Genomic DNA, 13,189 nt, shown 5'->3' on the forward strand with positions numbered 1-13,189 from the left:
GATTACTCCTTCGCCTCGTTACGGCCCAAATGGAACGCCGTGACGGCTGCGGCAAGCAGCAGCATCGAGGCGAGTTCGACCACCAGCAGGTACGGACCGAACAGGCTGATGCCCACGGCCTTGGCGCCTACGGTGGTTTGGCCGATGGCCTGGCCGCTCTGGTGAGCGAACAGCACATACAGCAGTTCACCCAGCAGCAGCGCGGCGAGAATCACCGGCCCTGCCCAGATGCCCGGCTTGAGCCAGGTGCGTTCCTGCTGCACCGAGGCCGGGCCCAGGTTCAGCATCATCACCACGAACACGAACAGCACCATGATGGCGCCGGCGTAGGCGATCACTTCCAGGGCACCGGCGAACGGTGCGCCGAGGCTGAAGAAGGTCATGGCCACGGCGATCAGCGAAATGATCAGGTAGAGCAGGGCATGTATGGGATTGGTGTTGGTCACCACGCGAAGCGTGGAGACCACAGCGATACCCGATGCGAAATAGAAAGCGAATTCCATCTTTCTTCCTTAAGGCAGCAAGCTCTTCACGTTGATCGGTTCGGCTTCATTCTGCGCGGCGCCTTTTGGCTTACCGGCAATGGCCATGCCTGCAACACGATAGAAGTTGTAATCAGGGTTTTTACCTGGACCGGAAATCAGCAAGTCTTCTTTCTCGTACACCAGGTCCTGACGTTTGAAATCCGCCATTTCGAAATCCGGCGTGAGCTGGATCGCGGTGGTCGGGCATGCTTCCTCGCAGAGGCCGCAGAAAATGCAGCGCGAGAAGTTGATGCGGAAGAAGTCCGGGTACCAGCGACCGTCTTCGGTTTCAGCTTTCTGCAGCGAAATGCAGCCCACCGGGCAGGCCACGGCGCACAGGTTGCACGCTACGCAGCGCTCTTCGCCGTCGGGGTCGCGGGTCAGCACGATGCGGCCACGATAACGTGGCGCCAGGTAGACCGGCTCTTCCGGGTATTGCAGGGTGTCGCGCTTGCGAAAGCCATGGCCGAAGATCATGACCAGGCTTCGCAGCTGGGTACCGGTACCCTTAACGATGTCGCCAATATATTTGAACATGGGTCAAATCCTCACTGAACCGCGGCCGCGGGCGCGTTCATCAAAACGATCGCAGCGGTCACCAGCATATTGATCAGGGTCAGCGGCAAGCAGAATTTCCAGCTGAAATCCATCACCTGGTCGTAGCGCGGACGCGGGATCGAGGCGCGTAGCAGGACGAACAGCATGATGAAGAACGCGGTCTTCAGGGCGAACCAGACGAAGGACAGTTGCGGCAGGATGCCGAACGGACCGTGCCAGCCACCGAAGAACAGCGTCACCAGCAGCGCCGAGATCAGGATGATGCCGATGTACTCGCCGACGAAGAACATGCCCCATTTCATGCCGGCGTATTCAATGTGGTAACCGTCGGCCAGTTCCTGTTCCGCTTCCGGCTGGTCGAAGGGGTGACGGTGAGTCACGGCCACGCCAGCGATGAAGAAGGTACAGAAGCCGAAGAACTGCGGAATGATGAACCACAGGTTCTGCGCCTGGTACTCGACGATGTCGCGCATGTTGAACGAGCCGGCCTGGATCACGATGCCCATGAGCGCAAGACCCATGAACACCTCGTAGGACACGGTCTGGGCCGAGGCCCGCAGGCTGCCCAGCAGGGCGAACTTGTTGTTGCTCGACCAGCCGGCGAACAGCACCGCATACACCGACAGGCCGGCCATGGCGAAGAAGAACAGCAGGCCGATGTTCAGGTCCGCCACGCCCCAGGTCGGGGTGATCGGGATGATCGCGAAGGCGATCAGCAAGGCGCTCATGGCCACCACCGGTGCCAGGGTGAAGATCACCTTGTCGGCAAACGGCGGCGTCCAGTCTTCCTTGAAGAACATTTTGACCATGTCGGCGGCGATCTGGAACATGCCGAACGGGCCGACGCGGTTAGGACCGTAGCGGTCCTGCCACCAGCCCAGCAGGCGTCGTTCGACGAAGCTCAGCAAGGCGCCGCAGACCACCACGGCCAGCAGGATCACGATGGCCTTGAGAACCGTCAGGATCACGGCGATCACATCAGGGGTGAACCAGCTCATTGCGCTGCCTCCTGCAGACCGTCAACGGTTTTACCGAATACCGCCGGCGGAATGCCCGCCAGGCCGGCCGGCAGTGCAACCAGGCCGGCGCCCAATGCTTCGTTGATGCGCAGCGGCAGACGCAGGGTCTGGCCGGCCACGTTCAGGCTCAGCAGGGCACCGTCGTTGACGCCCAGGCGATCGGCTTCGGACTTGGCCAGCGCCACGTAGGCGGCCGGAATGCGCTCTTGCACCGGCGCGGCTTTGGAAGAGTTCTCTTCGCTGCCGAACAGGTGATGGAACGGCACGACCTGCCAGGTGCCCGGCGCCGGGTTGAAGGCACGCGGCACGCTGGCGAACCAGTTCAGGCCATCGCCCTGGCTTTCGATCAGGCGGGTGCCCGGGTCACCGGCGCGCAGGTGACCGCCGACTTCGTCCTGGAACTTGTTCCAGGCCTGCGGCGAGTTCCAGCCCGGCGACCAGGCGAACGGCACTTGCGAGCGCGGTTCGGCGGAGCCCGAGTAACCTTCCATGGAGAAGGCGAACGCGGTGTCCTTGTCTTGCGGGGTGCGCGGTTCGTGGACGCTGATGTTGGCGCGCATCGCGGTGCGGCCGGAATAGCGCAGCGGTTCACGGGCCAGTTTCAAGCCCTTGATGCGGAACGCGGCGGACGGCGCGGCGTCGACGATACCGGCCAGTTGCGCGGTGCTCGACGCCACGGCGGCGGTGACATGGTCCAGTTGTGTCCAGTCGATCGGCTGGTTCAGCAGGGTAGCGCGCAGGGCATGCAGCCAGCGCCAGCCTTCGTGGACCAGGATGCTGGCGTCCAGGTATTGCGGGTCGAAGACCTGGAAGAAGCGCTGGGCGCGGCCTTCCTGGCTGACCAGCGTACCGTCGCCTTCGGCGAAGCTCGCCGCCGGCAGCACCAGCTGGGCGCGGTCGGTGGTGGCGGTTTTCTGGTGGTCGGCGACGATCACGGTTTTCGCCGCGCTGAGGGCCGCGTCGACGCGGGCCTTGTCGGTACGGGTGTACAGATCGTTCTCCAGCACTACGATAGCGTCGGCGCTGCCGTCGATCACTGCTTGCAACGCGGCATCGACCGATTCGCCACCGAGCATGGCCAGGCCGAGGCTGTTGGCCTCCGGTACGACCAGGCTGATGGAGCCATTCTTCTCGCGCAGCTTCAGGGCCTTGGCGATGTTGGCGGCGGCTTCGATCAGCGCCTTGGAACCCAACGAGGTGCCCGCGATGATCAATGGACGCTTGGCCGCCAGCAGCGCGTCGGCGATGCGCTGCACCAGGGCGGCTGCTTCGCTGTCCAGGCCTTCGACGGCCGGGGCGCTGGCGTCCAGGGCGTGGGCCACGGCGAAACCGATGCGCGCCAGGTCGTCAGGGGCGGCGTGGACGCATTCTTCGGCCACGTCGTCGAGCTTGGTTTCGGCGAGGCTGGCGATGAACAGCGGGTTCAGCTCATGCTGGCCGATGTTCTTCACCGCGGCGTCGAGCCATGGCTGGACGCGCATCGCGTCGGCCATCGCTTCGGCCTTGCCCTTGACCGACTGACGCAGGGCCAGGGCCATGCGAGCGGCGGTCTGGGTCAGGTCTTCGCCAAGGACGAACACCGCGTCGTGGTCTTCGATATCACGCATCGTCGGCACGGGCAGCGGGCTGTTATTGAGCACGTCGAGGACCAGGCGGATGCGCTCCAGCTCACCGGCTTCGATGCCGCTGTAGAAGTGCTCGGCGCCGACCAGCTCACGCAGTGCGTAGTTGCTTTCCAGGCTGGCCCGGGGCGAACCGATGCCGACGATGTTGCGGCCGCGCAGCAGTTCGGCGGCTTTGTCCAGGGCGGCGTCCAGGCTCAGCTTGGTGCCGTCGGCCAGCAGCGGCTGGCGCGGACGGTCCTTGCGGTTGACGTAGCCATAGCCGAAACGACCGCGGTCGCAGAGGAAATACTGGTTCACCGAACCGTTGTAGCGGTTTTCGATGCGACGCAGTTCGCCGTAGCGCTCGCCCGGGGAAATGTTGCAACCGCTGGAGCAGCCGTGGCAGATGCTCGGCGAGAACTGCATGTCCCACTTGCGGTTGTAGCGCTCGGAGTGAGTCTTGTCGGTGAACACACCGGTCGGGCAGACCTCGGTGAGGTTGCCGGAGAACTCGCTTTCCAGGGTGCCGTCTTCAACGCGACCGAAGTACACGTTGTCGTGGGCGCCGAACACACCCAGGTCGGTGCCGCCGGCGTAGTCCTTGTAGAAACGCACGCAGCGGTAGCAGGCGATGCAGCGGTTCATCTCGTGGGAGATGAACGGGCCCAGTTGCTGGTTCTGGTGGGTGCGCTTCTTGAAGCGATAACGGCGCTCGTTGTGACCGGTCATCACGGTCATGTCTTGCAGGTGGCAATGACCGCCTTCCTCACAGACCGGGCAGTCGTGAGGGTGGTTGGTCATCAGCCATTCGACGACACTGGCACGGAAGGCCTTGGATTCTTCATCGTCGATGGAGATCCAGGTGTTGTCGGTGGCAGGCGTCATGCAGGACATGACGATCCGACCACGGGTGTCGTTCTCGTCGGTGTACTGCTTGACCGCGCACTGGCGGCAGGCCCCGACGCTACCAAGCGCGGGGTGCCAGCAGAAATAAGGGATGTCGAGGCCCAGCGACAGACATGCCTGTAACAGGTTGTCTGCCCCGTCGACTTCGAGCGCTTTGCCGTCTACGTGGATAGTGGCCATGGTTCAAAGTTCTTCGTTGGCCCGGTGTCAGCGGGCGTGGCTAATGGAATCTTGTTATTCGTCCGAATCCAAACAGCCTCGGTGAAAAGGCGTCATCGGACGAAAGGCGAAGGGCACGGACCCTTCGCCTGTTTAAGCGTCGTTACGCGCCGACCATGGTCGGCGAGACCACCTGATTGAGATCGCCCGCGCGGGTTGGCGCGATGCCGGCCTCGAATTCAGGGCGGAAGTATTTGATTGCGCTGCCCAACGGCTCCACGGCACCCGGTGCGTGAGCACAGAAGGTCTTGCCTGGGCCGAGGAAACCCACCAGGCCCAGCAGGGTCTCGATGTCGCCGGGCTGGCCTTCGCCGTTCTCGATGGCCATCAGCAGCTTGACGCTCCAGGGCAAGCCATCGCGGCAAGGGGTGCAGAAGCCACAGGATTCGCGGGCGAAAAACTGCTCCATGTTGCGCAGCAGCGAGACCATGTTGACGCTGTCGTCCACCGCCATGGCCAGGCCTGTACCCATGCGGGTGCCGACCTTGGCGATGCCGCCGGCGTACATCTGGGCGTCCAGGTGTTCGGGCAACAGGAAACCGGTACCGGCGCCGCCGGGCTGCCAGCACTTGAGCTTGTAGCCATCGCGCATGCCGCCGGCGTAGTCCTCGAACAGCTCGCGGCCGGTGACGCCGAACGGCAGTTCCCACAGGCCCGGGTTCTTGACCTTGCCGGAGAAGCCCATGAGCTTGGTGCCCATGTCTTCACTGCCGTCGCGGGCCAGGGATTTGTACCAGTCCACGCCGTCGGCAATGATCGCCGGCACGTTGCACAGGGTCTCGACGTTGTTCACGCAGGTCGGCTTGCCCCACACGCCGACGGCGGCAGGGAAGGGCGGCTTGGAGCGTGGGTTGGCACGACGGCCTTCCAGGGAGTTGATCAGTGCGGTTTCTTCACCGCAGATGTAGCGCCCGGCACCGGTGTGCACGAACAGCTCGAAATCAAAACCCGAACCGAGGATGTTCTTGCCCAGAAGGCCAGCGGCCTTGGCTTCTTCCACGGCACGGTTGAGGTGCTTGGCGGCGGTGGTGTATTCGCCGCGCAGGAAGATGTAGCCACGGTAGGTTTTCAGCGCACGGGCGCTGATCAGCATGCCTTCGATCAGCAGATGGGGCAGTTGCTCCATCAGCATGCGGTCCTTCCAGGTGTTGGGCTCCATTTCATCCGCGTTGCACAGCAGGTAGCGGATGTTGATGGATTCGTCCTTGGGCATCAGGCCCCATTTCACGCCTGTGGGGAAACCCGCACCGCCGCGCCCCTTGAGGCCGGAATCCTTCACGGTCTGGACGATGTCGTCCTGGGCCATCTGGGTGAACGCCTTGCGCGCAGCGGCGTAGCCGTTCTTGGCCTGGTACTCGTCCAGCCAAACCGCTTCGCCGTCGTCACGCAGACGCCAGGTCAGGGGGTGGGTTTCGGCCGAGCGCTGGATGCGGTTGGCGGGCCCGAAGGAAGTCAGGGTCATACGTAGCCCTCCAGCAGTTTGGCGACGCCGTCTGGCTTGACGTCACCGAAAGTGTCGTCGTCGATCATCAGCGCCGGGGCCTTGTCGCAGTTGCCCAGGCAGCACACCGGCAGCAGGGTGAAGCGGCCGTCGGCAGTGGTCTGGCCGAGGCCGATCCCCAGTTTGCCCTGGATCTCGCTGACCACTGACTCGTGGCCGCCGATGTAGCAGACCATGCTGTCGCAGACGCGAATGATGTGGCGGCCCACTGGCTGGCGGAAAATCTGGCTGTAGAAGGTCGCGACACCTTCGACGTCGCTGGCCGGGATGCCGAGGATCTCGCCGATGGCGTAGAGCGCGCCATCGGGCACCCAGCCACGTTCCTTCTGGACGATCTTCAGGGCTTCGATCGACGCCGCGCGCGGGTCTTCGTAGTGATGCAGCTCGTGCTCGATGGCCGAGCGCTCGGTTTCGCTCAGGGCGAAACGGTCAGTCTGGATAAGCGTGCTGTTCATGCTTAGCGGTCCACGTCGGCCATAACGAAATCGATACTACCCAGGTACGCAATCATGTCCGCGACCATGCTGCCTTTGATCACCGAAGGGATCTGTTGCAGGTGTGGGAAGCTTGGGGTGCGAATCCGGGTGCGGTAGCTCATGGTGCCGCCATCGCTCGTCAGGTAATAACTGTTGATGCCCTTGGTCGCTTCGATCATCTGGAAGGATTCGTTGGCCGGCATGACCGGGCCCCACGAAACCTGCAGGAAGTGCGTGATCAGGGTCTCGATGTGTTGCAGCGTGCGCTCCTTCGGCGGCGGCGTGGTCAGCGGGTGATCCGCCTTGTACGGGCCTTCCGGCATGTTGCGCATGCATTGTTCGATGATCTTGACGCTCTGGCGCATTTCTTCCACGCGCACCATGCAGCGGTCATAGGCATCGCCGTTGGCCGCCAGTGGCACTTCGAATTCGAAGTTCTCGTAGCCCGAGTACGGGCGGGCCTTGCGCAGGTCGAAGTCCAGGCCGGTAGCACGCAGGCTCGGGCCGGTGACGCCCCATTCCAGCGCCTGCTTGGTGTTGTAGTCGGCAACGCCGATGGTACGACCCTTGAGGATGCTGTTTTGCAGGGCGGCCTTGGTGTATTCGTCCAGGCGCTTGGGCATCCATTCGACGAAGTCCTTGACCAGTTTTTCCCAACCGCGGGGCAGGTCGTGGGCGACGCCACCGATGCGGTACCAGGCCGGGTGCAGGCGGAAACCGGTGATCGCTTCGATCACGGTGTAGGCCTTCTGGCGGTCGGTGAAGGTGAAGAACACCGGGGTCATGGCGCCGACGTCCTGGATGTAGGTGCCCAGGAACAGCAGGTGGCTGGTGATGCGGAAGAACTCGGCCATCATGATGCGAATCACGTTGACCCGGTCCGGCACGGTGATGCCGGCCAGTTTCTCGACCGAGAGCACATACGGCAGGTTGTTCATCACGCCGCCGAGGTAGTCGATACGGTCGGTGTACGGGATGTAGCTGTGCCAGGACTGACGCTCGCCCATCTTCTCGGCACCACGGTGGTGGTAGCCGATGTCCGGGACGCAATCGACGATTTCTTCGCCATCCAGTTGCAGGATGATACGGAACGCACCGTGGGCCGAAGGGTGGTTCGGGCCGAGGTTGAGGAACATGTAGTCCTCGTTCGCCCCGGAGCGCTTCATGCCCCAGTCTTCGGGCTTGAAGCGCGCGGCTTCTTCCTCGATCTGCTGCTTGGCCAGGGACAGGCTGTACGGATCGAATTCGGTGGCGCGGGCCGGGAAGTCCTTGCGCAGCGGGTGACCTTCCCAGGTCGGCGGCATCATGATGCGGGTCAGGTGCGGGTGGCCGGGGAAGTCGATGCCGAACATGTCCCAGACTTCGCGCTCGTACCAGTTGGCGTTCGGCCAGATGCTGGTCACGGACGGCACGCTGAGGTCGCTCTCGGACAAGGCGACCTTGATCATTACGTCACTATTACGTTCTACCGACAGCAGGTGATAGAACACGGTGAAATCGACACCGTCGGGCAGCCCGTGACGCTTGGTGCGCAGGCGCTCGTCCACGCCGTGCAGGTCATAGAGCATGACGTAGGGCTTGGGCAGGTTGCGCAGGAAGGTCAGGACTTCGACGAGCCTGGCGCGGGCCACCCAGAGCACCGGCATGCCGGTGCGGGTCGCCTGGGCGGTGAACGCGTCAGGACCAAAACGGTTGTTCAGTTCGACGACCACATCCTGGTCGTCTGCCTTGTAAGGCGGGATGTACAGAGCACTGCCTGTAGTCATGGTTATTTATCGCTTTCGGTCAACGTAAAGAATGAAGCCAGTGTCTCGTTTCTTGGGCAGAACAGAGCTGGATCAGACTTCGTCGGGGCTGCGCAGGTTGGTGACTGCGATTCGCTGTTCGCGGCGCTCTTCCTTGGTCGACGGCATATCGGCGCGGTAGACGCCTTGATCACCGACCACCCAGGACAACGGGCGACGTTCCTGTCCGATGGATTCCTGCAGCAGCATCAGGCCTTGCAGGAACGCTTCGGGGCGGGGCGGGCAGCCGGGCACATAGACATCCACCGGGAGGAACTTGTCGACTCCCTGGACCACGGAATAAATGTCGTACATGCCGCCGGAATTGGCACAGGCGCCCATGGAAATGACCCACTTGGGTTCCAGCATCTGTTCGTACAGGCGCTGGATGATAGGGGCCATTTTCAGGAACGGCGTACCGGCGATAACCATGAAATCCGCCTGGCGCGGCGATGCCCGGATCACCTCGGCGCCAAAGCGCGCGATGTCGTGGGGCGCCGTGAAGGCGGTGGTCATTTCCACGTAGCAGCACGAAAGGCCGAAGTTGTACGGCCACAGGGAGTTCTTGCGACCCCAGTTGACCGTGCTGTTCAGCACGTCTTCGAGCTTGCCCATGAAGATGTTCTTGTGGACTTGATCTTCTAACGGATCAGCAACGGTTTCCCGCTTGCCGATCGGATACTGCTCGTTAGGAGCATCGGGGTCGATCCTGGTGAGATTGTATTGCATTGCCAAAGCCTCATTGTTTCAGCTTCGCTTGCCGCTTGCGCCGAGCTTCCGGAGCCCAATCAAGTGCCCCCACCCGGTAAAGGTAGACAAGACCTGCCAACAGAATTGCTATGAAAACGAGAGCTTCGACGAATCCGGTCCAGCCGCTTTCGCGGACGGACACAGACCAGGCAAAGAGAAAGAGGGCTTCGATATCGAAGATCACGAAAAGCATCGCGACCAGATAGAATTTGGCTGAGAGCCGCAAGCGGGCGCCACCGGTGGGTAGCATGCCGGACTCGAACGGTTCGTTTTTGCTGCGGCCCCAGGCTCGTGACCCGAGAAGGCTCGACACGCCGAGCATGAAGGCACACAGGCCGACAACGCCCAGAAGGAAAATGGCAAAGCCCCAGTTGTGGGCCATGAGTCCTGTCGCTTCGGGCATGCTGGAAATCCTTAACAGAGGGCAAGGGCCTCTGAGCTTGAAAAGAAATAACGCAGTGACGATATGTCGCAGCAATTAATCGCGGTGATTTTAGGGCTAAACACTGGGCAAGTAAAATTCCTATAGCGAAATTATTTATAGGAATAAGGACATAGACCAACTCCACGACCCCCCGGCCCCGGCCACGCGGGCATTGGGCCCTTATTCGTCAAATGTATTTCGTGCCGGATGTGACAATGATAATGGCTTTCAAATGATAATTATTATTGTTTGTGGTGACTTTCACTCAGCCATTTTCATGCAGTCGCCACGAACTTTTCTTACATGGCAGAGACTGTAATTGTCAGCGCCGGCCGTTTTACTCTTTTTCAGACTGCCTGATACTGCGTTCGATCAATTTTTTTGAAGAGTCTTCGATTTCTTGTGCCCAATGCCATTCAGTCATGCTGCAGATCCTGTGGGAGGGTTCGGCAGTGTTCTTGAAATACTGTAGGCGAAAAAAAGCCCCGAACCAGTCGCAATACCTTTCACTTAAGGTTTATCACTTGTCGTGGCGAGGGAGCTTGCTCCCGCTGGGCTGCGTAGCAGCCCCAAAAGCTTGGGACCGCTGCGCGCGCCTGCTGGAGCATGCACCCCCGCCACGGAGCGGTGACATCCTTAAGTGAACAGCATTACGAACCAGTCGGGGCTTCAGATCGTCGGCCTTGCGGTTAGCTTTTATTCGGTCCGCAAGGGCCGTTTATCAAATGGATCAGTGGAACTGCTCTTCTTCGGTCGAACCGGTCAGTGCGGTGACCGATGAGGTGCCGCCCTGGATCACGGTGGTCATGTCGTCGAAGTAGCCGGTGCCCACTTCCTGCTGGTGAGCCACGAAGGTGTAGCCCTTGGCGGCGTCGGCGAATTCCTGCTCTTGCAACTTCACGTAGGCGGTCATGTCGTTGCGGGCGTAGTCGTGCGCCAGGTTGAACATGCTGTGCCACATGTTGTGAATGCCGGCCAGGGTGATGAACTGGTGCTTGTAGCCCATGGCGGACAGTTCGCGCTGGAACTTGGCGATGGTCGCGTCGTCCAGGTTTTTCTTCCAGTTGAAGGAAGGCGAGCAGTTGTACGACAGCAGCTGGTCTGGGTATTCCTTCTTGATGGCTTCGGCGAAACGACGCGCCTCGTCCAGGTCCGGCTTGGCGGTTTCGCACCAGATCAGGTCGGCGTACGGTGCGTAGGCCAGGCCGCGAGCGATGGCCTGGTCGAGACCGGCGCGCACTTTATAGAAGCCTTCCTGGGTGCGGGTACCGGTTACGAACGGTTGGTCGTACGGGTCGCAGTCCGAAGTCAGCAGGTCAGCGGCGTTGGCGTCGGTGCGGGCCAGGATGATGGTCGGGACACCAGCAACGTCAGCGGCCAGGCGGGCAGCGGTCAGCTTCTGCACGGCTTCCTGGGTCGGTACCAATACCTTGCCGCCCATGTGGCCGCATTTCTTCACCGAAGCCAGTTGGTCTTCGAAGTGAACGCCGGCGGCGCCTGCTTCGATCATGCTCTTCATCAGCTCGTAGGCGTTCAGTACGCCGCCGAAACCGGCCTCGGCGTCAGCCACGATCGGGGCGAAGTAGTCGATGTAGCCTTCGTCGCCCGGGTTCTTGCCGGCTTTCCACTGGATCTGGTCGGCGCGACGGAACGAGTTGTTGATGCGCTTGACCACGGTTGGAACCGAGTCCACCGGGTACAGCGACTGGTCAGGGTACATCGACTCGGCGGAGTTGTTGTCCGCAGCCACTTGCCAGCCCGACAGGTAGATCGCCTGGATACCGGCCTTGACTTGCTGCACAGCCTGGCCGCCGGTCAGGGCACCCATGCAGTTGACGAAATCTTTCTCAGGGCGGAAGGACGGCTTGGCGCCTTGGGTCACCAGGTTCCAGAGCTTTTCGGCGCCCAGTTTCGCAAAGGTGTGCTCAGGTTGAACCGAGCCACGCAGACGGACGACGTCAGCAGCCGAATAATTGCGCTTCACGCCTTTCCAGCGCGGGTTTTCAGCCCAGTCTTTTTCAAGGGCTGCAATTTGCTGTTCGCGTGTCAGTGCCATGGAGATAAACCTCGTCGCGTCTTGTAGAAAAAATCATTCGGGGTGAACTATTCCTACTCCTGCCTACGGCGCCAATCATTGGCGAAGCAGGCTGCTCGCTGGCCAGGGGGCCGGGCGCACAAGTCGGTTGAGGCGGGGCGGCGACGGGATGAACGATGGGCTCGAGGGGAAAGTGAGCAGGTAGGGGCGAGCTGCGGGCGCATGCAGGCGTCGTGGGCCTTTATACGGACTCAGAGTGATGCCGGGTTACCTAGTTACGCTTCCGTCCCTCGGGACAACTTCGTTCCAGTCGCAACCTCGTCAAACACACCTTGTGGGCGGTACAGACACGAATCGGCTCGCAGGGTAGTTGCAAGCGTCGACCCGAAGGCCCTTGCCAGGGCCCCTGATTAGCGGGAGCGAGGCCATCATGCCTTCGGTTTTTTGGCTCGTCAAACGTTTTGTAGTGCTTTTTTTCCAGCACTACATCTTTGGTCTAATAAGACTCGTCAGTCAGTTTTCGGTGCTTCAGTTCAGGGTGTCGACCTTGACCCGCAGAATCATGTCATCGCGGCCCTGGGTCGAGTAGCTGCGGGTCAGGCCCTGTTTATCGGCCTGGGTCTGGCGATTGACCCCGGCCAGGGTGATCCACTCACCCAGTCGTCCGCTGACGGTTGTGTCGGTACTTTGCACATTCACTACATCGGGACGCTCCTGGCTCATGCGGTCACGGTTGGTACTGATGCTCAGATGAACGGTCTCGCCGGTAACGCTGGCCGTGACATAAAACCCCTGGGTGACGTTGCGGTATTCGGTCTGGCTTTGCAGGCGGCCGTAGTTGTCGGTCTGGCTGCTGGTGAACGGCACGCTCTGACCTACCTGGATCAGTGCCGGCTGGCCTTCGCTGGCTTGCACCTGCTGCACGCCACCGTCACGGCTGGCGGTGCTGCGGTTGATGATGCGGGTCTGGCTCGGGGCGGCGCCGTTGATGGAGTAGCCCTGGTCGCCTTGCAGGTTGTTTTCGTTGGTATCCACCGTAATCAGCAGGCGCTTGGGCGCGGTGTCGAGTTGGGCGAGGAATTGCCGCAGCTCTTCGATCTTGCCCGGGTCGGCATTGACGATCAGTTGGTTGCCGTAGGCGCTGACCTGGCCGTCCTTGCCGATGAAGTTCTGCGCCACCGGCAGCAGGTCGGCGCTGGTGCGGTAGTTCAGTGGCACGATCTGCGTGTCGGCCAGCACCGACAGGCTGCAGCCGAGCAGCAGGGTGACCAGGAGGGTGCGTAAGGACATTCCATTTCTCCGCGAGACAAAGGCTTGATATTGCCAGTTTGTCGGCTCCGGGTGGGGCAAGTTGAATGATAGACGGCAAAACGCCCCGGCATCGGTGGA

The 13,189-nt window shown here is 61.5% G+C and carries 11 protein-coding genes; all 11 read right to left on the reverse strand.

Features of this window, described 5'->3' with window-relative positions:
* Nucleotides 1–2: 2 nt before the first annotated feature.
* Nucleotides 3–503 (reverse strand): NADH-quinone oxidoreductase subunit J, encoded by a 501-nt coding sequence (nuoJ, locus tag RGM2987_RS21450; protein WP_245144827.1) that lies wholly within the window; start codon nucleotides 501–503, stop codon nucleotides 3–5.
* A gap of 9 nt (nucleotides 504–512) precedes the next feature.
* Nucleotides 513–1,061 carry an NADH-quinone oxidoreductase subunit NuoI gene (gene nuoI, locus RGM2987_RS21455; RefSeq protein ID WP_024779320.1) on the reverse strand — a complete coding sequence of 183 codons (549 nt, stop codon included), beginning with the start codon at nucleotides 1,059–1,061 and terminating at the stop codon, nucleotides 513–515.
* 11 nt (nucleotides 1,062–1,072) lie between these two features.
* A complete protein-coding gene (nuoH, locus tag RGM2987_RS21460) occupies nucleotides 1,073–2,080 on the reverse strand; it encodes an NADH-quinone oxidoreductase subunit NuoH (RefSeq protein ID WP_245144828.1) in 1,008 nt (335 codons plus the stop codon).
* Nucleotides 2,077–4,791: an NADH-quinone oxidoreductase subunit NuoG gene (gene nuoG / locus RGM2987_RS21465; RefSeq protein ID WP_245144829.1), complete on the reverse strand. Its 2,715-nt coding sequence runs from the start codon at nucleotides 4,789–4,791 to the stop codon at nucleotides 2,077–2,079. Before nuoG ends, nuoH begins: the two co-directional genes overlap by 4 nt.
* 142 nt (nucleotides 4,792–4,933) lie before the next feature.
* Nucleotides 4,934–6,292: an NADH-quinone oxidoreductase subunit NuoF gene (gene nuoF / locus RGM2987_RS21470; protein ID WP_245144830.1), complete on the reverse strand. Its 1,359-nt coding sequence runs from the start codon at nucleotides 6,290–6,292 to the stop codon at nucleotides 4,934–4,936.
* Nucleotides 6,289–6,786 (reverse strand): NADH-quinone oxidoreductase subunit NuoE, encoded by a 498-nt coding sequence (nuoE, locus tag RGM2987_RS21475; RefSeq protein WP_003180060.1) that lies wholly within the window; start codon nucleotides 6,784–6,786, stop codon nucleotides 6,289–6,291. The genes nuoF and nuoE overlap by 4 nt, the downstream gene beginning before the upstream one ends.
* A gap of 2 nt (nucleotides 6,787–6,788) precedes the next feature.
* On the reverse strand, nucleotides 6,789–8,573 hold the full coding sequence (gene nuoC / locus RGM2987_RS21480) for an NADH-quinone oxidoreductase subunit C/D (RefSeq protein ID WP_245144831.1): 1,785 nt from the start codon (nucleotides 8,571–8,573) through the stop codon (nucleotides 6,789–6,791).
* Between the two features lie 72 nt (nucleotides 8,574–8,645).
* Nucleotides 8,646–9,320 (reverse strand): NADH-quinone oxidoreductase subunit B, encoded by a 675-nt coding sequence (locus RGM2987_RS21485; RefSeq protein ID WP_245144832.1) that lies wholly within the window; start codon nucleotides 9,318–9,320, stop codon nucleotides 8,646–8,648.
* Between the two features lie 10 nt (nucleotides 9,321–9,330).
* Nucleotides 9,331–9,744, reverse strand: a complete 414-nt coding sequence (locus RGM2987_RS21490; protein ID WP_003180067.1) for an NADH-quinone oxidoreductase subunit A — start codon at nucleotides 9,742–9,744, stop codon at nucleotides 9,331–9,333.
* A gap of 751 nt (nucleotides 9,745–10,495) precedes the next feature.
* On the reverse strand, nucleotides 10,496–11,821 hold the full coding sequence (gene aceA / locus RGM2987_RS21495; protein WP_245144833.1) for an isocitrate lyase: 1,326 nt from the start codon (nucleotides 11,819–11,821) through the stop codon (nucleotides 10,496–10,498).
* Between the two features lie 507 nt (nucleotides 11,822–12,328).
* Nucleotides 12,329–13,090, reverse strand: coding sequence for a secretin N-terminal domain-containing protein (locus RGM2987_RS21500; protein ID WP_245144834.1), 762 nt, complete (start codon nucleotides 13,088–13,090; stop codon nucleotides 12,329–12,331).
* Nucleotides 13,091–13,189 lie beyond the last annotated feature (99 nt).

The sequence above is a fragment of the Pseudomonas sp. RGM2987 genome (assembly GCF_022952855.1).
Lineage (GTDB): Bacteria > Pseudomonadota > Gammaproteobacteria > Pseudomonadales > Pseudomonadaceae > Aquipseudomonas.

Bases quoted from the DNA above. Each gene is read 5' to 3' on its own strand.
- nuoI (WP_024779320.1), bottom strand. From the start codon at position 1,061: ATGTTCAAATATATTGGCGACATCGTTAAGGGTACCGGTACCCAGCTG.
- nuoE (WP_003180060.1), bottom strand. From the start codon at position 6,786: ATGAACAGCACGCTTATCCAGACTGACCGTTTCGCCCTGAGCGAAACC.
- nuoH (WP_245144828.1), bottom strand. From the start codon at position 2,080: ATGAGCTGGTTCACCCCTGATGTGATCGCCGTGATCCTGACGGTTCTC.
- RGM2987_RS21490 (WP_003180067.1), bottom strand. From the start codon at position 9,744: ATGCCCGAAGCGACAGGACTCATGGCCCACAACTGGGGCTTTGCCATT.
- nuoF (WP_245144830.1), bottom strand. From the start codon at position 6,292: ATGACCCTGACTTCCTTCGGGCCCGCCAACCGCATCCAGCGCTCGGCC.
- nuoJ (WP_245144827.1), bottom strand. From the start codon at position 503: ATGGAATTCGCTTTCTATTTCGCATCGGGTATCGCTGTGGTCTCCACG.
- RGM2987_RS21500 (WP_245144834.1), bottom strand. From the start codon at position 13,090: ATGTCCTTACGCACCCTCCTGGTCACCCTGCTGCTCGGCTGCAGCCTG.
- nuoG (WP_245144829.1), bottom strand. From the start codon at position 4,791: ATGGCCACTATCCACGTAGACGGCAAAGCGCTCGAAGTCGACGGGGCA.
- aceA (WP_245144833.1), bottom strand. From the start codon at position 11,821: ATGGCACTGACACGCGAACAGCAAATTGCAGCCCTTGAAAAAGACTGG.
- RGM2987_RS21485 (WP_245144832.1), bottom strand. From the start codon at position 9,320: ATGCAATACAATCTCACCAGGATCGACCCCGATGCTCCTAACGAGCAG.
- nuoC (WP_245144831.1), bottom strand. From the start codon at position 8,573: ATGACTACAGGCAGTGCTCTGTACATCCCGCCTTACAAGGCAGACGAC.